21 protein-coding genes and 2 pseudogenes are annotated in these 21,893 nt (G+C 67.5%); 12 read left to right on the plus strand and 11 right to left on the minus strand.

Translation table 11 applies throughout. From position 1 onward, the window contains the following. The first annotated feature begins 9 nt into the window (after positions 1-9). From OG405_RS07940 to OG405_RS07960, 5 genes and pseudogenes are all read left to right on the plus strand, one after another. Positions 10-789 (plus strand): ABC transporter permease, encoded by a 780-nt coding sequence (locus OG405_RS07940; protein ID WP_327152268.1) that lies wholly within the window; start codon positions 10-12, stop codon positions 787-789. After that, on the plus strand, positions 786-971 hold the full coding sequence (locus OG405_RS07945) for a hypothetical protein (RefSeq protein ID WP_327150964.1): 186 nt from the start codon (positions 786-788) through the stop codon (positions 969-971). Before OG405_RS07940 ends, OG405_RS07945 begins: the two co-directional genes overlap by 4 nt. Further along, a complete protein-coding gene (locus OG405_RS07950) occupies positions 968-2,602 on the plus strand; it encodes a dipeptide ABC transporter ATP-binding protein (protein WP_442790678.1) in 1,635 nt (544 codons plus the stop codon). The genes OG405_RS07945 and OG405_RS07950 overlap by 4 nt, the downstream gene beginning before the upstream one ends. Before the next feature lie 161 nt (positions 2,603-2,763). Continuing rightward, a pseudogene (locus OG405_RS07955) lies at positions 2,764-3,072 on the plus strand (F420-dependent methylene-tetrahydromethanopterin reductase); the annotation flags it as partial. Next, entirely contained in the window at positions 3,069-4,202 is a 1,134-nt protein-coding gene (locus OG405_RS07960) for an LLM class flavin-dependent oxidoreductase (protein WP_327150965.1), read from the plus strand. The pseudogene OG405_RS07955 and the gene OG405_RS07960, both read left to right, overlap by 4 nt. 107 nt (positions 4,203-4,309) lie before the next feature. Here OG405_RS07960 and OG405_RS07965 read toward each other — a convergent pair whose 3' ends face one another. Further along, on the minus strand, positions 4,310-4,804 hold the full coding sequence (locus OG405_RS07965; protein ID WP_327150966.1) for a GNAT family N-acetyltransferase: 495 nt from the start codon (positions 4,802-4,804) through the stop codon (positions 4,310-4,312). 144 nt (positions 4,805-4,948) lie between these two features. Here OG405_RS07965 and OG405_RS07970 point away from each other — a divergent pair, with 144 nt between their 5' ends. Beyond that, complete coding sequence (locus OG405_RS07970) at positions 4,949-5,377, plus strand: MarR family winged helix-turn-helix transcriptional regulator (RefSeq protein ID WP_327150967.1); 429 nt, start codon at positions 4,949-4,951, stop codon at positions 5,375-5,377. 6 nt (positions 5,378-5,383) lie between these two features. Here the strand turns inward: OG405_RS07970 and OG405_RS07975 are convergent, their stop codons facing one another. The 7 genes from OG405_RS07975 to OG405_RS08005 form a co-directional block, all read right to left on the minus strand. Then, positions 5,384-6,730 (minus strand): LLM class flavin-dependent oxidoreductase, encoded by a 1,347-nt coding sequence (locus tag OG405_RS07975; protein WP_327150968.1) that lies wholly within the window; start codon positions 6,728-6,730, stop codon positions 5,384-5,386. Further along, complete coding sequence (locus tag OG405_RS07980) at positions 6,727-7,473, minus strand: ABC transporter ATP-binding protein (protein ID WP_327150969.1); 747 nt, start codon at positions 7,471-7,473, stop codon at positions 6,727-6,729. The genes OG405_RS07975 and OG405_RS07980 overlap by 4 nt, the downstream gene beginning before the upstream one ends. After that, on the minus strand, positions 7,449-8,309 hold the full coding sequence (locus tag OG405_RS07985; protein ID WP_327150970.1) for an ABC transporter permease: 861 nt from the start codon (positions 8,307-8,309) through the stop codon (positions 7,449-7,451). The genes OG405_RS07980 and OG405_RS07985 overlap by 25 nt, the downstream gene beginning before the upstream one ends. Further along, positions 8,309-9,346, minus strand: a complete 1,038-nt coding sequence (locus tag OG405_RS07990) for an ABC transporter substrate-binding protein (protein ID WP_327150971.1) — start codon at positions 9,344-9,346, stop codon at positions 8,309-8,311. Before OG405_RS07990 ends, OG405_RS07985 begins: the two co-directional genes overlap by 1 nt. A 139-nt stretch (positions 9,347-9,485) precedes the next feature. After that, on the minus strand, positions 9,486-11,087 hold the full coding sequence (locus tag OG405_RS07995; RefSeq protein ID WP_327150972.1) for an alkaline phosphatase D family protein: 1,602 nt from the start codon (positions 11,085-11,087) through the stop codon (positions 9,486-9,488). A 144-nt stretch (positions 11,088-11,231) separates the two neighbouring features. Beyond that, positions 11,232-11,423, minus strand: coding sequence for a hypothetical protein (locus tag OG405_RS08000; RefSeq protein ID WP_327150973.1), 192 nt, complete (start codon positions 11,421-11,423; stop codon positions 11,232-11,234). A 109-nt stretch (positions 11,424-11,532) separates the two neighbouring features. Further along, on the minus strand, positions 11,533-11,874 hold the full coding sequence (locus tag OG405_RS08005; protein WP_327150974.1) for a hypothetical protein: 342 nt from the start codon (positions 11,872-11,874) through the stop codon (positions 11,533-11,535). A gap of 276 nt (positions 11,875-12,150) precedes the next feature. Between OG405_RS08005 and OG405_RS08010 the strand changes: the two genes are divergently transcribed. Next, a complete protein-coding gene (locus OG405_RS08010) occupies positions 12,151-13,167 on the plus strand; it encodes an alpha/beta hydrolase (protein WP_327152270.1) in 1,017 nt (338 codons plus the stop codon). Between the two features lie 13 nt (positions 13,168-13,180). Here OG405_RS08010 and OG405_RS08015 read toward each other — a convergent pair whose 3' ends face one another. Continuing rightward, a complete protein-coding gene (locus OG405_RS08015) occupies positions 13,181-13,984 on the minus strand; it encodes a TetR/AcrR family transcriptional regulator (RefSeq protein WP_327150975.1) in 804 nt (267 codons plus the stop codon). A 158-nt stretch (positions 13,985-14,142) separates the two neighbouring features. Between OG405_RS08015 and OG405_RS08020 the strand changes: the two genes are divergently transcribed. The 4 genes from OG405_RS08020 to OG405_RS08035 are packed head-to-tail and all read left to right on the plus strand — an operon-like array spanning position 14,143 to position 18,145. After that, on the plus strand, positions 14,143-14,940 hold the full coding sequence (locus tag OG405_RS08020; protein WP_327150976.1) for an ABC transporter ATP-binding protein: 798 nt from the start codon (positions 14,143-14,145) through the stop codon (positions 14,938-14,940). Beyond that, positions 14,937-16,274, plus strand: a complete 1,338-nt coding sequence (locus OG405_RS08025; RefSeq protein ID WP_327150977.1) for an FtsX-like permease family protein — start codon at positions 14,937-14,939, stop codon at positions 16,272-16,274. Before OG405_RS08020 ends, OG405_RS08025 begins: the two co-directional genes overlap by 4 nt. A 49-nt stretch (positions 16,275-16,323) precedes the next feature. After that, positions 16,324-17,610, plus strand: coding sequence for a saccharopine dehydrogenase family protein (locus OG405_RS08030; RefSeq protein ID WP_327150978.1), 1,287 nt, complete (start codon positions 16,324-16,326; stop codon positions 17,608-17,610). A 55-nt stretch (positions 17,611-17,665) separates the two neighbouring features. Beyond that, entirely contained in the window at positions 17,666-18,145 is a 480-nt protein-coding gene (locus tag OG405_RS08035) for a DUF6228 family protein (protein WP_327150979.1), read from the plus strand. 29 nt (positions 18,146-18,174) lie between these two features. Here the strand turns inward: OG405_RS08035 and OG405_RS08040 are convergent. Together OG405_RS08040 and OG405_RS08045 are read right to left on the minus strand one after the other, a co-directional pair. Continuing rightward, positions 18,175-19,708: pseudogene (locus tag OG405_RS08040) on the minus strand (ATP-dependent DNA ligase). 35 nt (positions 19,709-19,743) lie between these two features. After that, positions 19,744-20,910 carry an XdhC family protein gene (locus OG405_RS08045; protein WP_327150980.1) on the minus strand — a complete coding sequence of 389 codons (1,167 nt, stop codon included), beginning with the start codon at positions 20,908-20,910 and terminating at the stop codon, positions 19,744-19,746. Positions 20,911-21,138: 228 nt separating this feature from the next. Between OG405_RS08045 and OG405_RS08050 the strand changes: the two genes are divergently transcribed. Continuing rightward, complete coding sequence (locus OG405_RS08050; protein WP_327150981.1) at positions 21,139-21,681, plus strand: MarR family winged helix-turn-helix transcriptional regulator; 543 nt, start codon at positions 21,139-21,141, stop codon at positions 21,679-21,681. Positions 21,682-21,893: the final 212 nt, after the last annotated feature.

The raw sequence follows: 21,893 nt of genomic DNA on the forward strand, positions 1-21,893 counted from the left end.
GGTGCGGGTGTGGTGATCTCCGGCGCCGTATTGGTTCTCGTCCTCGGTTGGGCGGTGGTGCCGGCGTTGTTCTCCAGCGGTGACCCGTTGACGGGCGTGCCCGGCGAGAAGTTCCAGGGACCGGGGCCACACCACTGGTTCGGCACCGACAACCTCGGTCGCGACCTCTACACCCGGGTCGTGCACGCGGCCGCGCTGTCGTTGACCGCGACCGTACTCGCCGTGGCGATCGGACTGGTGGCCGGTTCGCTGCTCGGGGTGGTGTCGGGCGTAGTGGGCGGCACCGTGGACAGCGTGGTCATGCGCTGCGTGGACGTACTGCTGTCGATTCCGGAACTGCTGGTCTCGCTCGCCCTGGTGACAGTGCTCGGATTCGGTACGGGCAATGTAGCGCTCGCGGTCGGAGTCGCGCTCATCGCGCGGTTCGCCCGGTTGATGCGCGCGGAAGTGCTACGGGTTCGGCAGGCGCCCTATGTGGAGGCCGCCCGCGCCTGCGGAGTGCGCTGGCACGGGGTGTTGTTCCGGCATGTGCTGCGCAACGCCTACGCACCGGTCGCCGCGCTGGCCGCCGTCGAGTTCGGTCTCGCGGTCCTCGCCGTGTCCTCGCTCAGCTTCCTCGGTTACGGTGCGGCCCCGCCGACACCGGAATGGGGATCGCTGATCTCGGAGGGACGTAACTATCTCGCCACCGCCTGGTGGCTGACCACTTTGCCCGGTCTGGTCATCGTCGCGGTGGTGCTCGCCGCCCAGCGCGTCGGCCGGGCTTTCGCCCAGGAAGGATCGCGGTGACACATCACGAGACCGCCCGTGTGCGGGCCGACCGGCCTCCGGTGTCCGGAGCAGACCTCGAAGCCGACCCGCTGGTGGTGACAGTACGCCGGTTCCACGGTTTCCTCCGTGCGGGCTGGCGGTTCCAGGCCGGGCTGGCCGGACGGATGCCGCAACTGTTCCTGGCCGGAGGTTCGCTGTGAGCGGGCCCGGCACCGGGGAACCGCTGCTACAGGTCGAGGGGTTGACTGTCGAATACCGGACCGGTACCACGACGACCACGGCTGTCGACGCGATATCGCTCACGATCCACGCCGGTGAGACGGTCGCTGTGGTCGGGGAATCCGGATCGGGTAAATCCAGTCTGGCCCACGCGGTGATCGGCCTGTTGAGCGGCGGGGGAGAAGTCACCGCCGGCACGGTGACCTTCGCCGGCGAACATCTCGAGCGGCTACCGGAGCGGGCCTGGCGGCGGATCCGCGGCACCCAGATCGGTTTGGTTCCACAGGATCCCGCGGTCTCGCTGAACCCGGTGCTGCGCATCGGCGACCAGGTCGCCGAGACGCTGCGGATCCACGGTCGCGGGGATCGGCGGACCGCGCGCGCCGAAGCCGTCCGGATACTCACCGAGGCCGGTATCGATCGTCCTGCTCTGCGAGCCCGTCAGTTCCCGCAGGACCTGTCGGGCGGCCAGCGCCAGCGGGTACTCATCGGCATCGCACTCGCGTGCGGGCCGCGCCTGGTGATCGCCGACGAGCCGACCAGTGCCCTCGATGTCACCGTGCAGCGGCGGATCCTCGACCATCTGGCCGGTCGCACCGCCGAATCGGGAACGGCGGTCCTGCTGATCACCCACGACCTCGGGGTCGCCGCCGATCGCGCCGATCGGATCGTGGTGATGCGGCACGGCCGGATCGTTGAATCGGGTCCCGCCGACGAGGTTTTCACCGAGCCGCGACACGAGTACACCCGCCGCCTGCTGGCCGCCGCCTCGGGAACGAGTCGGACGCGGCGCCCCGAACGTCCGCGCGCCACGACACCGCTGCTGACGGCCCACGGGCTGCACAAAACCTTCCGGGTGGCGCGGGGCACAACCCTGGCGGCTGTCACCGATGTCTCGCTGACGATCGACCGGGGCGAAACCCTGGCTGTCGTGGGCGAGTCCGGCTCCGGCAAATCCACTACTGCCCGGATCGTCGCCCGGCTGGAGAACCCCGATCGCGGCACGGTCGAATTCGACGGCACCGATATCGGCTCGCTGCGCGGCGCCCGTTTGCGGGAGTGGCGGCGACGGGTCCAGATCGTTTACCAGAACCCGTACAGCTCGCTCAACCCGAAACTGACTATCGGCGACATCGTGGCCGAGCCGTTGCGGGCCTTCGGTATCGGAGATCGCTCGACCCGAGGCGACCGGGTCGCCGAACTACTCGACCAGGTCGCGCTACCTGTCTCCGCCGCGGGACGGCGGCCCGCCGAACTCTCCGGCGGTCAACGCCAGCGCGTGGCCATCGCCCGTGCCCTGGCCCTGCGCCCGGATCTGGTGATTCTCGATGAACCGGTGTCCGCGTTGGATGTCTCGGTGCAGGCGCAGATCCTGAGCCTTCTCGACGATCTGCAATCGGAGCTGTCGCTGAGTTATCTGTTCGTCTCCCATGATCTGGCTGTGGTCCGCGGGATGAGCGACCGGGTCGCGGTCATGCGCGAGGGTCGCATCGTGGAAACCGGTCCGACCGCGGAGATCTTCGAAGCGCCCCGGCACGAGTTCACGCGGGAACTGCTACTGGCCGTACCGGGTGCCGCGCGCCACCACCGGCCGAGAGAGAGGACCGCGTGATGACGCCGGTGCCGCCACTGTTGCTCGCCGTCGAATTGTCCGGTGCGGGAGTGCGTCCCGCGTCCTGGCGGCGCGCCGACTCACGTGCCGAGGATCTGTTCACCCCCGGCTACTGGGTGGACGCGGCCAGCGCCGCGGACTGCGCCGGACTGGATATCGAGGCCCGAGCCGAGGCGGAGAACCTGTCGATCCGCGAACTGATCATCGAGGTCACCGCGCGCCAGCAGTTCGTCGACTCGCCGGCGCAGGTCGCCGCCGAGATCGACCGGTACGTACAAGAGGATGCCGCCGACGGGTTCATCCTGATGCCCCACCTCACCCCGGCCGGGCTCGACGAATTCGTCGACAAGGTGGTGCCGGAGCTGCAGGACCGCGGCAATTTCCGCACCGAATACACCGGCACGACCCTGCGCGAACATCTGGGTCTGCGCCATCCTCATCGAGCCGACGAGAAAGTGCGTGCGTCATGACGGTCCCCCTGTCAGTGCTGGATCTCTCGCCGATCAGTACCGGATCGACTGCCCGGCAGGCGATCCGTAACACCGTCGACCTGGCCCGGAACGCCGAGGCATGGGGGTATCGGCGGTTCTGGGTGGCCGAACACCATTTCGTCGCGGTCGCCTCCTCGGCACCGACCGAACTGATCGCTCTCATCGCCGGCGCCACCGAGACCATCCGGGTCGGTACGGCCGCGGTGCAGGCCGGCTACCGGACCTCGGCTTCGGTTGTCGAATCGTTCGGCACCATCGATGCCCTCCACCCCGGTCGCCTCGATCTGGGGCTCGGCCGTTCGGCGCACCGGATCGGGCAGCTCCGGTCGCCGGGCGCACCGCCGGCACCGGCACCGCCCCGTCCCACCGTGGTACGCGACGGGGTGGTCGTTCCGCCGCCCTTCGCTCCGACGCAGATCCGCGACACGACCCGGTTGGCGGCATCGCTGGAGGCGTTGCGACTACCGGGCGCCGAACCGCTCGACTACGCCCGGCAGGTCGCCGAGATCCGTGCGCTGCTCGCCGGAACATTCACGACCGCCGACGGTATCGCTCTGCACGCGGTTCCCGGGGAGGACGCCGGGGTCGAACTGTGGTTGTTCGGCAGCAGCGGTGGGGAGAGTGCCCAGCTCGCCGGTTCGCTCGGACTACCCTTCGTGGCCAACTACCACGTGTCACCGGGAACCATCCTGGAAACCGTCGAGGCATACCGCGAGGCATTCCGGCCCTCCGCGCGGTACCCGGAACCGTATCTGGTGGTCTCTGCGGATGTCGTAGTTGCCGTGGAGGAGTCGCGGGCGCGGCATCTGGCCTCCACCTATGGGCATTGGGTTTCCAGCATCCGTAGCGGCGCGGGGGCGGCGGAATACCTCGACCCGGATACCGCGCCGCCGCTGGCCGACCATGAGCGACAGTTGGTCGACGACCGGGTGAACACCCAGTTCGTCGGAACTCCCGCATCTGTCGCGGCGCGTCTGTCCGCGCTCCGCGATCTCACCGGCGCCGACGAATTGGTTGTCACCAGCGTCACCTATCGGCACGAGGATCGCCTGACTTCGCATCGACTCCTCGCCGAGGAATGGGGGACCCGGGGTTCGAGGGCCCGATGACCGGAATCCGGCGCTGGGCGGGGCAGGGCGGCGGCGCTGCCGGGTGTGCCGTACCTCTCCGGAGTGCTGCAGGGCGCACGGTGGACAACGAGACGGCGGTGCGGGCCTCATTCGAGGTCTGATATCCCGAGGACCTTGTCGTTGTCGATGTGCGCTCGGGCACGCAGGGCCGTGTCGATGAGTCGGCGAGCCGCAGTATTGCCGAGCGTCGTGGACGCGGTGATGTGGTGGGCGCCGCTCTCGACGGCAAGTATGCGCAGTTGTGTGATGACAATGCGGCCGATTCCGTGATTGCGGTACGACCGGCCGATCCAGATCCCTGCCTCGACATCGTCGCCATGAGGTTCGAGCCGAGTAGCTCCGATGACCTTCCCGTCGAGCGTGATGGTGAAGGTTCGTTCCGTGGGCCGGGTCGGATGCAATGCGCGACCACGATGGAATTCGATGAACGACCGCCTACGCAGCGGTGTCCACCCGGGTGGTCCGTCGACAGGGGTCATCACCTCCAGCGGATCGGCGTCCGCGACCGCCGCCTCCAGCAGGAGATACAGGTTGTCCTCGTTGAGCTCTTCGAGCGAAACAGACCATTGCGGTTCCTTCACGGCGTCCGAACCTCACCGGTGCGGCGCGACGAGACGGCCGATCGAGGGTCGAGACGGCAGGACCGGTGTTCGAGTGTACGAATAGTGGATGTCATCGACTGATGACCGTAACTCATCAACTGTCGATCATCTAAACTGATTTTCGTGGCAGTGAACGATCACGACCTGGTTGCCGCCCTCGGTGGGCTCTACCGTGAGGTGAACGCGTTCTACGGTGCGATAGCACGAGAATTCGGGCTCACTGCCCAGCAGATCGCCCTGCTCTGCCTGGTCCAGGACCAGCACCCGAACTTCGGCGAAATCGCCGCCGCGCTCGGCTGCGACAAAACCAATATCACCGGCATGGTGGACCGGCTGGAGCGTCGCGGTTATGTGGCGCGGCAACCGGATCCGGCCGATCGCCGGATCAGCCGGGTGGCGCCGACCGCCGAAGGGCTGGCGATCGGCGAGGATATCCGCGCGGCCATCGCCGGGAAACTCGCCGCGACCCTGCCGCATGTCGCCCGGATCGAACTCGCCGCAGCCGCAGCCGATCTGGTCTCCGCGCTGTCCGACCGTGGCGGATCGCGATAGCGGTCGCTACCCGGCCACCGGTTGCGGCGCGAATCGGCTCGCCGGTTTGGGCAACCCGAAATGGTCGCGCAGCGTGGTGCCGGAGTACTCGGTCCGGAACAGGCCACGCTGCCGCAGGATGGGCACCACGGTCTCGGTGAAGATCTCCAACCCACCGGGATAGTAGGGCGGCATCACATTGAAACCGTCGGCGGCGCCGGTCCGGAACCATTCCTCGATGGTGTCGGCCACCTGCTCGGGTGTGCCCGCGAACACCCGGTGCCCGCGCGCACCGGCCAAGCGGTGCAGCAGGCCGCGCAGGGTCGGCCGCTCCCGCGCGACGATTCCGGCGACCACCTGTCGGCGACTGGCCGAGTTGTCGGTGACATCACCGGCGTCGGCGAACAACTCGACCGGGACCGGTTCGTCGAGTTCCAGATGCCGCAGCGATTCGTGCGCAAGGGATTCCAGCTGCTGGATGCCGTACTCGGGTACCGTGAGTTCGTTGAACTCCCGTTCCAACTGCCTGGCCTCGGTCTCGGTACCGGCGATGAACGGACTGATCCCGGGCAGGATCTTCACCTGCTCCGGCTCGCGGCCGAACTCCGCCGCCCGTCGCTTGATATCGCTGTAGAACGCCTGGGCATCGCCGAGTCGCTGGTGCGCGGTGAAGATCGCCTCGGCGTACTTACCGGCGAAGGCACGGCCGTCGTTGGAGGCCCCGGCCTGTACCAGCACCGGATAGCCCTGGGGGGTGCGCGCCGAGTTGAAAGGTCCGCGCACCCGCAGGTACTCGCCCGCGAAGTCGATGGGATGGATCTTGTCCGGATCCGCGTACCGGCCACCGGCGCGATCCAGCAGGATGGCGTCGTCCTCCCAGCTGTCCCACAGTTGCGTGACCGCGTCGACGAATTCGCGTGCCCGGGCGTAGCGCTCGGTGTGGTCGGGATGCCGGTCGAGCCCGAAATTGGCGGCGGCGAGATCGGTACCGGTGGTGACGATGTTCCAGCCGGCCCGGCCGCCGGAGATATGGTCCAGCGAGGAGAACAACCGGGCCAGATTGTAGGGCTCGTAATAGGTCGTCGACGCGGTGGCGATCAGACCCAGATGTGTAGTCGCCGCCGCGATGGCGGTGAGCAGCGTGATCGGTTCGAGGCCGGGGGCCGCGTTGTAGGCGATGTTGGTCCGCAGCGCCGGTCCGTCGGCGAAGAACACCGCGTCGAAGGTCGCGGCCTCGGCGGTTCGGGCGATCTCCTGGTAGTAGCCGACATCGTAGATCCGGTCCGGGCGGCTGGCCGGATGCCGCCACGCCGCCTCGTGGTGCCCGGCCGGATAGATGAAGGCGTTGAGACTCAACTGGCGTGGTTCGGTCATCGTGAATCGTCCTCGTACTGAGTGGGGTCGGTGGAGACACCGAGCGCGGTCAGGAGTTGTTCGCGGTAGTGGGCCGCGACGGGATCGCCGTGCCGACGCGGCCGGGCATGTTCGATGGACAGATCGACCGCGATACGGCCCTGGTCCAGCACCAGCACCCGATCGGCGAGCAGTACCGCCTCGTCGACATCGTGGGTGACCAGCAGTACCGCCGGCCGGTGCCGCGCGCACAGATCCTGTAGCAATCCGTGCATCCGGATCCGGGTCAGCGCGTCCAACGCCCCGAACGGTTCGTCGGCGAGGAGCAGCGCGGGTTCCCGCACCAGCGACCGGGCCAGCGCCACCCGCTGCTGTTCGCCGCCCGACAGCTCCCGGGGCCAAGCTTTCTCCCGGCCCGCCAGACCGACCTCGGCGAGGGCGTCGCGGCCACGCTGCGCGGCCTCCGGACCGGTCAGCCCGAGTGTGACATTGTCGAGCACCTTGATCCACGGCAGCAGCCGGGAATCCTGGAACACCACCGATCGCTCCTGCGGGACCGTCAGCTCACCGTCGCCGGCGACATCGTGATCCAGTTCGCCGAGCGCACGCAACAGGGTGCTCTTCCCCGATCCGCTGCGGCCCAGCAGCGCCACGAACTCGCCCCGCGCGATATCGAGATCCACGCCACGCAACACGATCCGGTCACCGAACCCGCGGCGCAGGTCGCGGACCTTCACGGTCAGTCCGACAGTGTCTGTCGCCATGCCAGCGACCTCCTCTCCAGCGCGCGGACGGCCAGATCGCCGAAGAGACCGAGCAGGCCGTAGATCACCAGGCCGACCACGATGACGTCGATCTGGCCGTAGGTTCGGGCCTGGGTCATCAGGTAGCCGATACCGCTGGTGGCGTTGACCTGTTCCACCACCACCAGCGCCAGCCAGGAGATGGTGACGGCCAGCCGCAGACCGGTGAAGAAACCCGGCAGCGAACCTGGCAGTGCCACCCGGCGGATGAAACCCCACCGCGACAACCCGACCGTCCGCGCCAGCTCCACATAGCGGGCATCGACCCCGCGCAGCGAGGCATGTGTGTTGATGTACACCGGAACCAGCACACTGGCGGTGATGACGATCAGCTTCATCTCCTCGCCGATCCCGAACCAGACGATGAACAGCGGGATCAACGCGAGGGTCGGAATGGAACGTTTGATCTGTACCGGGCCGTCGACGAGCGCCTCACCGACCCGGCTCAGACCGGAAACGAGGGCGAGGACCACGCCGAGCGAAACACCGAGCACGAGACCGATCGCGGCCCGTTGCAGTGAGGTCAGCAGATTGGACTGCAGGGTGCCCTCGGCGATCAGGTCGCCCGCGGTCCGGGCCACATCCCACGGCGCCGGCAGCGTTTCGGCGTCGAGTACGCCCGACAGCGAACCGATCACCCAGGCGACCAGCAGCAATACCGGCCCCAGCGCGAAACCGAACGGAATCGGCCGACCGGGTCCGAGCCGGACCCGGCGACCGGCCCGGGCGGCCCGGGCCGGTGCCGTGAGCGGGGCGGAACCGGTCCGTGCGCCCGCGGAGATCTCTATGGTCGCCACTACTGTGTCTCCCGTTCGAATCGTGCGCCCGCCGCCGGGACGGTCTCGGTGACCACCTGGTCGAAGCGTGTATCGAAACCATCCGCGGCCTCGACCTTGCGCGGCAAGTGACCTGCCGCGTCGATGACATCGATGGTCGCCTGCTGTGCGTCGATCAACTTCTGATCCAGATGCGGGAAGGTGAACTCCCCGAGCGAATCGACGATCCGGCCGGCGTCCTCGGCACTGAGTTTCTGATTCTCGATGTAGTAGATCCGGGCCCACTCGTCACGATGAGTGTTGCTCCAGTGGAACGACCGGATGAATGCCCCCACCAGCGCGCGCAGTGCGGCGGATTTCGCCGGATCCTGGGTCGCCTCCCGACGGGCGTACAGGTAGCCCAGGCCGAAATAGATGCCCTCGGTCTCCGAATCGGCGATCGCGGTAGCTCCCGGAGTACGCAGGAACCGGGTCAGTCGCGGCTCGTTCAACGGCGCGATATCGACTTGACCTGTCCGGACCGCATCGTTGAAATCGGCCAGCTTCAGGTTCACGAGTTCGACATCGGACGGGCTCAGACCGGCCTTGTCCAATGCGCGCAAGACCGCGGCCTGCTGGGCGGTGCCCTCGGCGTAGGCGATCTTCTTTCCCTTCAGATCCGTCAACCGGGTCGCCGTCACACCGGGCGCGACCGCGAGCTTGATCCCCGCCGGATCGGTCTGGTACGCGGCGATGATGGGCACATCCTGACCGGCGGCCAGCGCATGGATCGGCGGCACATCACCTACGGGAGCCACGTCGGCCGCCCCCGCCCGGAAGGCCTCCAGAATCTCCGGACCGCCGATGAAGTTCGCGAACTCCACCTTGAACGGCAGTTTCTCCAGTTCACCGGAAGCGCGCAGCGCCGTCTGGAAACGCTCCTGCTGATCGGCGATCACCAAGGTGGTGCCGGGCGGAACAGCGGTGGGCAGCGGCGTATCCAGTGCCGCGCCACCGGGTTCGTCGCTGCTGGTGCACCCGGTCAGCGCCATTCCGGCAGCGGCGACAGCGAGCAGCATCGCGACCGGCCTGAGACGGAAACGCGCGGCAAGAGAAAGAGACTGGTGCATAACGGCATTGAAGCAACCCCGCGACCGGGTTGGAATGATTAATTCGACCGTGATCCGAACTGTGTTACCTACGCACCCGGCGATCGCGTCACCCAGCGGGACGGATCCGGCCTCCGTGCGGTAGCTCCCAGGCGGCGGCGAGCCGGACCCCGGTGCCCGGGTCGGTGATATCGCCGACGTAGTACCAGTCCATGCGCACCGAGTCGCGCCCGATCTCGATCACGCCGTAACCGTGCGAATCCAATTCCGCGTAGCGAATGTGCGGGTTGAGCGCTCGCACCGAATCCTCCAATGCGATCGAGCTCGTGCGCGGTGGTGTCGGCATAAGGTCCCCGATCCCGGCCGAGGTCACCGACGGGACCACGAATTCGGCTCCCACGGTGGGCCCGGCCGGGTAATCGGCTGCCTTCAGGGGGACGTCAGCAGCCCAGGAACTGTGGATATCGCCGGTCAGGAAGACGATATCGCCGACACCGCGGTCGGTCAGTGCCCGGAGCAGCCGCCCCCGGTCGGCGGGATATCCGTCCCACTGGTCGGTGTTGAGTGCGAGGCCCTCGCGAGGAATACCGAAGACCTCCGTGACCGCCGCGGTGGTGTCGGGATCCAGCGGCGGGAAGGCCAGGGGCGCGATCATCACCGAATTCCCGACCACCTGCCAGCGTGCGGAACCGGACACCAAGCCCGCGGTGAGCCATTCCATCTGGCGCGCTCCTGTGATCGTGCGCGCCGGGTCGTCTCCTTCCCCGATGCCGAGTGCGGATTGTCTGTCCCGATAACTGCGCAGGTCCAGCATGGACAGTTCGGCGAGGGTGCCGAATCGCAGGCGCCGGTAGATCTGCGTCTCACCTGCGCCGGACCGCATCCGGACCGGCATCCATTCCGAATACGCGCGCATCGAGGCGGCCCGCCGGTCCGGCCAGCTGCCCTCGGTGGCCGGGTCGTGGTTCTCCGCCCCACCGGACCAGGCGTTGTTCGCGGATTCGTGATCGTCCCAGGTGCAGATGAAAGGCAGTCGCGCGTGCAGGGCCATGAGGTCGGGATCGGTTTTGTACTGTCCGTGCCGGACCCGGTAATCGGCGAGCGAGACGATCTCGTGCGTCGGTTCATGCCCCCGGGCTGTCCCGGCGCGGACGCCGATCGATGCGGCCGCGTATTCGTAGAGATAGTCGCCCAGATGGATGACGGCGTCGAGGTCGTCGCGGGTAGCGAGGTGGCGGTAGGCAGCGAAATAGCCCGCTTCCCAGTTCGAGCAGGAGACCACGCCGAAACGCAGCCGGGCCGGGGTGGCCGAATCCGCGGGGGCGGTGCGCGTTCGTCCGATGGGGGAGATCTCACCGAGCGCCCGGAACCGGTAGTAGTAGTCGTGCGCCGAGTTCAGGCCGCGCACGTCCACCTTCACCGTGTGGTCCGATCCCACGTCCGCTGTGAGGGCCCCGGCGGCGATCACACCGGTGAATCCGGAGTCCTCGGCGATCTCCCATTGCACGGCGGCCGGGGCGCCTGCGCCCGAACCCGGGGCGGCGTCCGGCGCCACGGTGACTCGGGTCCAGAGGATCACACCGTCGGGTAGCGGGTCGCCGGAGGCGACGCCGTGCGCGAACACCGGGTTCGCCGCTGTCGCGGTGGTCGGCGGTAGGGCCGTTGCCGCGGCGGTCACCACCCCGGCGCGCAGTACCGTCCGGCGGTTCACTGCGCCCGGGACTCCGATTTTCGAAACGAAGCCGTTTCCGCTCACGTTCGCCGATCACACCCGATGCGGCCCGAATCGGCAAGTCGGGGGCGTGTCGGTCCCCGCATATCGACCTGCGCCGCGGAACTCACCGGACCAAGCGCCTCATGCCGCCTCGGTCTCCAGGAGCCGGAGTTCGAAGTTCACGCGCCGGGCCAGGTAGCCGACCGCCCACGGTGCGAACTCGCAGGCGATCCAGGCGCCGTGCCGATCGTCCAGGCCGAGCAGGTGGCAGGCGTGGCGCAGGTCATCGCGCATCCACATGACGTCTGCGTCACGCTGGTCTGTGTCGCTCATGGCTGCTCCGGGACTGAGATATGAGAAATTCGCGTCGGTCGGTTATCGCGATCGCGGCGGCGGGTGTTTCGCGGATCGGCCGATCGGCGTTTCGGCACACACCGCCGCGTCAGCGCTGAGCGCCCGGATCCTGTCGCAGGGGATGTTTCTGTTTCCGCCGGTACTGTTTGCCCGACGGGATCGGCCGGGCGGCATTCGACGAGCGTTGCGCGTGCCGCCGTCGCCAGCCCGCGAGGTCCGGGCGTTCGTCCGGGTGCAGGGGGTCCGGCATCGTCCGGTCCCGAGTTCGTGGTCGCATCAGGCAACCATCCAAGTCGTCAGTGCGCCGCGCAACCGAATTCCGTTCACCCGCCTTCGTCTGCCTGGCCAAGTAGAAAACCGATGCGGTGGTCGCCACCAGCGCGAGCGCGGCCACGAAAGCGGCAACCGCCTCGGCCGAGATCTCCCCCATGAAGTTCCCTGATGCAGATCCGGCTTCGAATATGTTGCGGCACCGAGGATATCGAGCCGAACGGAAAATCGGGCCGGATGAGCCGAACCCAGCCGGCGCCGGTTCCCTCGCCGTCTCCCCGACGGACGGCATCTGGACGCGACCTCCGGCCACAAGGCCGACTTCCGGTAGATTGCCATTCCGACCGGCGCAATGTCTGTCGTTGATCGAGACCTGGGGTTCGACGTGAGATGCCAACCATTGAGGCGCGCAGTGCGAGTCGCCGTTGCCGCTGCGATGTTCGCCGCATCTGTCACGGTGTTCGGAGCCGGGAACGGTTCAGCCGATACCAGCGATCCGATCATCGCGTCGAAGCAGTTACTTGCCGATCCGGTCGCCCCGAACGGCTCGAGAATTGTCGGCAGTAGAGTCGACGGCCGCAGTCTGACGATCCTGGTCCACTCCGCGGCGATGGATGAGAACATCACGGTCAGGGTGCAGCGTCCCAACAATGCCGCACAACCCCGGCCGGTGCTCTACCTCGTCAACGGGGCAGGCGGGGGCACCGACGCGGCGACGTGGTGGGCAAATACCGATGTCGGCGATTTCCTGGCCACCAAGGACGTCAATGTCGTGATGCCGGTCGGTGGCGCGTTCGCCTATTACACCGACTGGAAGCACGATGATCCCGTCCTCGGTCGCAACAAATGGCGCACCTTCTTCCTCGACGAGCTGCCTCCGCTGGTCGATGCAGCTCTGGGCACCAACGGGATCAATGCCATCGCCGCGAACTCGATGACCGCGACCGCGGTCCTGCAGATGGCCGAAGCCGCACCCGGTTTCTACCGCAGCGTCGCCGGCTACAGCGGGTGTGCCCAGATTGCGGACCCGATAGGGAAGCAATTCACAAAATTGGTGGTCGAGCTCTACGGTGGCGGTGATGTCCGGAATATGTACGGCGAAGACGACGATCCGGAATGGGTTGCCAATGATCCGGTCGTGAACGCCGAGGCTCTGCGCGGCACGAAATTGTTCGTTTCGTCCGGCAACGGCCTGCCGGGGCGGTGGGACACCGTCGACGGCGACTATGCCCTGCCCGGCCCCTACGGTCTGGCCAATCAGCTCGTGGTCGGCGGTGTCATCGAGGCCGCCACCGGTTGGTGCACCCGCAACCTCCAGGACCGGCTTGCTCGACTTCGCATTCCGGCCACCTTCGATTACGCGCCGTCGGGCACGCACTCCTGGGGCTACTGGCGCGATGCGTTCTACAAGTCTTGGCCGATCCTCGCCGAGGGGCTCGGGATACCCGAATAGTCCCGGTGAGCAGTCATCGGTGGTTCCGGGCGGAGATCGTATCGGCGACGCCGTCGAGCAGGCAGTGCAATCCGAATTCGAAGATGCTGTGGGGCTGAGAAGCTTCGAAGGCGTCGGCCCCGAAGCGTGCGACCATCGGGAGCGCGCCTGAGGCGAGCGTTTCCCGGACCTCGCCGCTGCGGGCGCCGAGCCATTCCTCCCGGGTGTTGTTCGCGAACTGTTCGTGGGCGAGTGGGTACGCCGCGCTCTGTGTGTGGGTGGAGATCATGATCGCGATCCGCACCATGGTCGGGAAATCGAGGCCCAGATCGTCGACCGCGCGAATTCGCCAGTCGGTATACGCCATCAGCCGCGGTGAGGCGGGGGGTCGGGTGGTCAGCGCGAAAAGTTTTGGTATCCACGGATGTTCGCGGTATATCTCCCACTCTTGCCGGGCGGAGAGTTCCAGTCTCGCCCGCCAGCCCGGCGGGCCGGGCTCCGGTAGCGGGTGATCGCCGAAGATCGTGTCGATCATGAGCCGCCCGAGTTCTTCCTTGCCGGAAACGTAGCGGTAGAGCGACATCACGCCGACGTCGAGTTCGGCGGCCGTGCGGCGCATGGACGGCCCAGCACCACCTTCCCGGTCGACCAATCCGATCGCGGCCCGGACCACGCGATCGATCGAGAGCGCGGTGCTCTGAGTCGTGGCGGCTCCTTGTTGTTTCGCCGCGACACGTTCCCGGTACGCCCGGGCGCGGCAGGCGCGGGAACAGTATCGGGCGGGTCTGCCGCGCCCCGCGGGCGGTAGTTCGCGGCCGCAGATCTGGCAAGTCTGCATCCGGTCCTCTTTTCGTCACGAATATCCGGGCGGTGACGAAAGTCTACCTCGTGGGCGTAGTTGTGTCGAAAATAGTCACTCTGCCTGTATATGTGCAGATCAAGACGATATAATCAGGCGATCTCGCGAAGATTCCCAATGCACCGTACGATGTATTTATGACTCGTACGGTGTACTCAGGAGACGTTTCGGAGGCGATGCCCGCGCGCTACAGCGTGGAGTTGCGTCAAGTGGTGAAGGTGTACGGGGAGGGGCCTACCGCGGCCAGGGTCCTCGACGGTGTGAGCTTCGGTTTCCCACGCCGGACCTTCACGGCCGTCATGGGGCCGTCCGGCTCGGGAAAGAGCACCTTGCTGCAATGCGCGGCGGGGCTGGACCGGCCGAGCTCGGGATCGGTCTCGATCGAGGGAGTCGAGCTGACGGCGCTGGACGAGGCCGCATTGACACGCCTGCGTCGCGACCGGCTCGGTTTCATCTTCCAGTCCTACAATCTGGTTTCGACCTTGACCGTGGCGCAAAACGTCACGCTTCCCATGGAATTCGCCTCCCGGCCGATCCCCGCCGATGCCGTGCGCGACATGCTGGCCCGGCTCGGTCTCGAGCAGTATGCGCAGGCGCGGCCCGCGGCGCTGTCGGGTGGTCAGCAGCAGCGGGTGGCGATCGCCCGCGCGCTGCTCGGTACACCCGCCGTGATCTTCGCCGACGAGCCGACCGGCGCCCTGGACAGCCGCGCCGCCGCGGACGTGCTCGGCCTGTTACGGGACGCGGTCGACCGTGCGGGACGCACGATCGTGATGGTCACCCACGACCCGGTCGCCGCGGCGGTGGCCGATGCTGTGGTGTTCTTCGCGGACGGGCGGGTCGTGGAGGTGCTGCCGCAGCCCACCGCGGACGCGGTGGCGGCCCGGATGGCGCGGCTGGCCGGCGGCTTCTCCCAGCGGGCCGGGGTCCGATGACGATGTGGCGTTTCGCCCTGAGTACGGTACGGGCCCGCGCCGCTGCGTATATCGCCTCCGCGTGTGTGATCAGTGCTGGAACGGCATTGCTGACCGCGTTCGCCGCGCTGGTCGAGACCGGTATCGCCGTGCCGGACGGCGGCGGAGATTCACTCGGCATTCTGGCGGCGATCATGGGTGGCTGGACCGTCGTCGTCGTGGTGTTCGGAATTGCCTCCACGATCACTCTCGTTGTCCAGCAGCGCAATCGGGAACTGGCACTGATCCGATTGATCGGCGCGGTGCCGGAGCAGGTGCGCACGATGGTGCTGGTGGAGACGAGCGCGGTCGCGTTGCCCGCGGTGGTACTCGGCCTCGTCCCGGGTATCGGGCTCGGTGCCTTCCTGCTCGATCGGATGGTCGCGGTCGGCGTGGTCGACGAGCCGGTCCGGCTTGCCGTGAGCGCGGCGACCGTGGCTGCGGGTGCGCTCATCTCCTTACTGTCGGCGATGGTGGCGGCGGTGTTCGCGGGCCGGCGCGCGGGTATGGTGGCGCCGGTACTCGCGCTGGCCGACGCGTCGGGTGCGGCGACCGGCGGTGTCTCTCGGGCGAAATCATTCGCCGGCGTGGCGTTTCTGTTGATCGGCATCGGCTCCGGGGCAGGCACGCTGTTCGCGTCCGACGGACCGCTACTCGCCGCGGTAGCCGGCCCCGCGTGTATCGCTGTCGCGATCGGCGCGGCGCTGTTGAGTCCACTGATCGTCGGGTCGCTCGGTCGAATCGCGAATCTTGTGCCGAGCAGCGTCGGCCGCCTTGCCGTGCGTAATCTGTGTGCTCGTGCCTCGGACGCGACTACGGTCGTCGGTGCGCTGACCCTGCTCGTGGGCGTCGCCACCGGCACCCTGTACATGCAGAGCACCGAGGACAGCATCGCAGGTCGGGTGCCGGACGCCATCGGACCGCAGTTCGCGGCCGCGAACTATCTGGTCGTAGCGATGATCATCGCGTTCAGCTCGATCGCCGTCAGCAATTCGTTGATCGCCGCCACCTGGCAGCGCCGCCGGGAGTTCGGCCTGCTCCAGTCGACTTCGGCGTCGCGGCCTCAGGTGCTGGGCATGGTGGCGATCGAAAACGCAGTCGCGGCGGCCATCGCGATGGTGCTCGGCACGATCGCGGCGGCGGCCACCATCGTCCCCTACAGCATCGTCAAGACCGGATCGCCGATACCGGGCGGCCCGTGGTGGATGTACCCCGCGATCGTCGCGGCCGGTTTCGCGGTCGCGCTTACCGCCACCTCGGTGACCGGTGTCCGTGCCACCCGCATGCGACCGGTCCTCGCCCTGACAACACCGTGAGCCCACACGGGAAGACCGGGACACCGCACGATATCGAAAGCAGGTAGCCATGACCGAGAATTGGGAATTCGACCTCGTCCTCTTCGGCGCAACAGGTTTCGTCGGCACGATCACCGCGCAGTACTTGGTGGACGCCGCGCCTGTTACCGCACGTATCGCACTGGCCGGACGTTCAGCGGAGAAACTACGCGCACTTCGCACCGGCCTGGGCCCCGCCGCCGCGAACTGGCAATTGGTAGTGGCCGACGCCGCAGATCGGAGTGCACTGGAGGCCCTCGCCGCCCGTACTGCTGTCGTGATCACCACCGTCGGGCCCTATCAGCGCTACGGCCTACCGCTGGTGGCGGCCTGCGCGCAGAGCGGGACTCATTACGCCGACCTCACCGGAGAATCGATCTTCACCAGAGAGGCGATCGACCGCTACCATGATCGGGCAGTCGCCACGGGCGCGAAGATCGTGAATTCCTGTGGTTTCGACTCGATTCCCTCGGACCTGAGCGTCCACCAGCTCTATCGGGCGGTTGCCGCGGATCACGCCGGCGAACTCGCGGATACGACCCTCGTCGCAACCGTCCACGGCGGTGTCAGCGGCGGCACCATCGATTCGGCCCGGGCCATGTGGGAGGCCATCGCCGCGGACCCGTCGAAAAAGGCGGTGATATCGGATCCGTATTCGCTGAGCCCGGACACAGCGCGGGATCCGCGTGTCGGTCGCCAGTCCGATCACGCGCTTCAGCGTGCGGCCGGTATCGCCCCCGGCCTGAAAGGCTGGGTCGGCACTTTCGTCATGGCGCCGCACAATACGAAGATCGTCCGCCGCAGCAACGGTCTGCTCGGTTGGGTCTACGGCAAGAACTTCCGCTACCGGGAGGTCATGGACGCGGGAACCTCCGCCGCGGCGCCGCTGATCGCCGCCGCGGCGGCGGGCGGTGTGATCGCCGGGATGCGCGCGGTCGCGGTGTTGTCCAAATCCTCGCCGGGGCGCGAACTGCTCGATCGAGTTCTGCCCGAACCGGGCACCGGACCGGATGAAAAGGCACGCGCCGCAGGATGGTTCCGCATGACCACGCACGCCCACACCTCCTCGGGCGCGCGATACGTGGCGACTTTCGCCGGGCAGGGCGACCCCGGTTATCAGGCGACCGCGGTGATGCTTGCCGAGAGCGGACTGTGCCTGGCGTTCGACCGCGCCCACCTGCCCGGCACAGTCGGGATAGTCACCCCCGCGACAGCCATGGGCGACGCCCTCACCGCACGGCTGCGCGGTGCGGGCATGACCATTGAGGTCGCCGGACACTCCGCACCTGAGGCGGTGCGGACGAGGGTGCGACGATGATCTACCCGGCCGGCCATGCCGGAACAGATCGGCTCACAACAGATATCCTCCGACGGTGACCTTCGCGCGTCCCGACGGTGCGGATCAGTCCGAACTTGTGGTCCGATGCTCGGAGGATCCCTGCGTGCGGGCTCGATTCAGCGATCGACGTTTCGCCGGCGTCGGCGAGATCTATGCCGGTTACTACGAGATATATGTGGCAGTGGAGCTGGTCGCCGACGGCTTGCGGGCACGGTTCGACGGCGTCCTGTTCTCGCCCTGGGAGCGTGACGACCTGGTCGACTTCCTCGACGAACTCGTCGCCGACTTTCGCGGCTGGACCGGTCGACGAACCTGGAAAACCAATAACCTGACCCTCGAGGCCGGGTTCAGCTCCGGCGGACATATCCAGCTGGACTGGACCCTCCTTCCCGAGCTGCTCTCCCCGTCGTGGCGGGTCACGGTGACTACGTGGATCGAAGCAGGCGAACAGATGTCGGCTCTGGCCACTGACGCCCGGGTCTTTCTGACTCCGCCGCAACCGGCCCGACGGTAAGCCCTGACGCCGCGTGCGGGGCAAGGCTCTCAATCGCCCCGCTCGTAGAGTGCGCGAACGGTGTCGATCGTATCGGCCTCGGCGGGGGATTTGTCGTCGCGGTAGCGGACGACGCGGGCGAACCGGAGCGCCAGGCCGCCCGGGTAGCGGGTCGAACCCTGCACCCCGTCGAAGGCGATCTCGACGACCTGTTCCGGCCGCAGTCGTACGACATGCCCCTCGGTCGAGCCATCGGCGAGTTCGGTGAAGCGTCCGGTCTGCCAGTCCAGCATGGCGTCGGTCATCCCTTTGAACGTCTTGCCCAGCATGACGAATCCGCCGGCGGCCGGATCGCGAGCGCCCAGGTGGATGTTGGACAGGGTCCCGGTGCGCCGGCCGGAACCCCATTCGACGGCGAGAACGACCAGGTCCAAGGTGTGTACGGGTTTGACCTTGAGCCAGCCGGCGCCGCGGCGACCGGCGTCGTACGGTGCCGAGGGCGATTTCGCCATCACACCTTCGTGTCCGGCGGCCAGTGTGCGGTCCAGGAACTGTTGTGCCGCAGTGGTGTCGGCGGTCACCAGTCGGTCGACCCGCTGGGCGCCGGGGACGAGCCCGTCGAGTGCGGCGAGCCGGTCCCGGGTGGGCAGGTCCAGGAGGTCTCTGCCGTCCAGATGAAGCAGGTCGAAGAAGAACACCGACAGCGGTTCGAGATCGCCGGGATGTTTGCGGCCGAACCGGGCGGCGGTGACTTGGAAACGGTGCGGGCGTCCGTCGGGTCGCAGCGCGATGGCCTCGGCGTCTGCGATCAGATCGGTAGCGGGTAGGGCGAGGGTGGCCGCGACGACCTCGGGGAGTCGGCCGGTGACATCGTCGAGACTGCGGGTATAGACCGATACCGCCGGCCCCGCGCGGTGGATCTGCACCCGCGCGCCGTCCAGTTTGGCTTCGAGCACGGCCGCGCCGCCGAGTCGTTGGAGCGCCTCGGCAATCCCGGGTGCGGTCTGCGCGAGCATCGGCCCGACCGGCTGCCCCGGGCGCAGCCGGAATTCCGCCAGTGCCGGTCGGCCTTCGGTGAGAGCGACGGCCGCGACGGTGGGCAGGGCGCCGGCCAGCATCGCCGCCCGCCGCACCTCGGCGGCGGGTATACCGCCGGCTTCGGCGACCGCGTCGGACATCACTCCCGCCAGCGCGCCCTGACGCAACTCACCGCTGAGCAGGCGGCGCAGAAATATCTGCTCGATATCGGCCGCTGTCGCGAACAGATCGCGCACCAGTTCGGCGCGCGGATCGGGCCCCTTTCCCGGCGACCGCCCCGATTCGAGTGAACCGCGCGTCGACATCGGCGACCGTGAGCGTCGGCGTCGCAGCAGGCCGCGGCAGCGACCGCAGCGCCGCCCAGCCCACGCCGATCTGGCGTTGCGGCAGTTCACCGGAAAGCCAGGACGTTGTCACCGCGACCAGTCGGGCGTCGCCGTGTGCTGCGATGCGGCTCAGCAGCTCGGCGAGGCGATGGGTCTTGGCCAGCCGTGCCGACGCCGATGCGATATCGGCGGATGCGGCGGCGACCTCGGCGAACAGCACGTCAACAGCCTGGCATGCCCTCCGGCTTCGGGCAATCAGGTACCGCTCACCTGTCGGTTTCCGGTCGCCGTTCCCGGCAAGTCTCGGCTGTCCGTGCGGTCGGGTTCTGAGGGGTGGATCGGACCGGAGATCTGTCCGAGCCGCATTCCGCTGCCGACGCGGCGCAGCGCGATGACTTCCGCGAGGATGGAGATGGCGGTCTCCTCCGGTGTCGCGGCGCCCAGATCGAGACCGATCGGGGAAGACAGGCGACTCAGCTCGGATTCGGTCACCCCGGCGTCGCGGAGGCGTTCGATTCGGTCGGTGTGTGTCCGTCGGCTACCCATGGCGCCGACGTAACCCGCGTCGGACCGGAGGGCGATCTCGAGTGCCGGAACATCGAAGCGCGGATCGTGAGTAAGAACGCAGATGGCGGTGGACGGAGTGATCGCCGCGTTCTTCAAGTAGTCCTGGGGCCACATGACGACCACATCGTCGGCTTCCGGGAAGCGTTCGGGTGTCGCGAAGACCGGCCGGGCGTCGCAGAGTGTCACCGAGTATCCCAGGAGCTTCGCTGTTCGGACGAGCGCGTGGGCGAAATCGACCGCACCGAACACCAACATGCTCGGCGGCCGAGCGATCGACGAGATCAGCACCGACAGCGTGTCTCCGGCGCAGTCCCCGGTCCCGCCCAGCTGCACGGTCGTCACTGTCCCGGTTTCGAGGTGCCGGGTGACTCGGGCGGAGACAGCCGCATCCAGGAGAGGGTCGCCGCAGGTGCCCGCCCACGAGGCGCCCGTCACGACAATCGACCTGCCCAGGTGGGCGCCTTCGGAGACGACCGTTGCCGTGCCGACCGGCCGGCCCGCCGCGACGCTGTCGGCAATCAGCTCGAGGCCGGGGAGATCCTCGGTGCTCGCGCGCTGGACGAGGACTTCCATCGAGCCACCACACATCAGTGCGACGGATCCGGCGCCGGCGTCGTCTGCCGAGTACCGGCGGACGGTCGCGTTTCCGGTGTCCATCACCTCGGTGGCGATATGGAAGACATCGCTCTCGATACAGCCTCCCGAGATACTGCCGACGACGGTCCCGCCCCGCGCGATGGCCATGAGAGTGCCGACTGGCCGGGGAATCGAGCCCGTCGATCGGATGATCGTGACCAGGGCACAGTCGATTCCGGCTGCCTGCCATCGGGCCACTGTTTTCAGCACCTCGTGCATCCGGACTACCCTCTGCCTAGTCTTGCCGGTCCGGGTCCCGGCCGCACTGCCGCGAACGGTACGTGGTTCGTGGCCGTTGGCCGTTGTTCGGGTCGACTCCGCGACCTTGCCGCTCCGGCGAGACGATCACCGGAGTCCCGCGCTGGTGGGATGATAGAAAAGATCGTACAGTACCTTTGCGCAAAGGTAAGCAAGGTCGGCGACGAGAGATGGGTTGTGGCAGAGGCAGTGACGGAAAACTCGGACGGTGTCGGCGAGATCATCCGGCAATGGGCCCAGTCGCGGCCCGAGCTGGATGTCTCCGCGTTGGAGATCTTCGGACGGATGCACCGCAGCTTCCTGCTCTATCGCTCCCGGATCAATGGTGTGTTCGAGCAGTTCGGCACCAATGAGGCGGGATTCGATGTGCTCGCGTGCCTGCGTCGCGCGGAACCGGAGTTCCGGCGCACGGCGGGTGAGCTGGCGAAGCAGACGCTCGTCACGACGGGCGGCCTGACCTTGCGGGTCAACCGGCTGGAGGAGGCCGGGCTGGTCCTGCGGGAACGCGACGAGGAGGACGCCCGGGTGGTCTATGTGACGCTGTCCGATGCGGGGCGCGACCTCGTGGACCGTGTCGCCGACGCGCACTTCGCCGAACTCGCGCGGATGCTGGTGGGGCTGGACCCCGAGCAGAAGGCTCGACTGGCGGGATTGCTCACGGTGCTCGAGGGGTCGCTGCGGATGGCCGCGCTCCCGGCGGAGGAGGGGGTCGCGGTCGATCGCACCGCCTGACTGCCGGTTCCGATACGCTCCCGGATCTCACGATCTGGGAGCGTTCGTCGTTTTCGGGGTGGCTTCGCGAAACGTCTTCAGTGCATTCCGTGAGGGAGGCCACAGGCGCAATCTTGGGTGTGACCTGCATCTCTCCATTCGGGGCCGCAGATTCCGGTGGGGTTAACCGGCTGTTAATCATCGAATTCGCGCGCATCGACCGTTGACCTCTT

Source organism: Nocardia sp. NBC_01329 (assembly GCF_035956715.1).
GTDB lineage: Bacteria > Actinomycetota > Actinomycetes > Mycobacteriales > Mycobacteriaceae > Nocardia.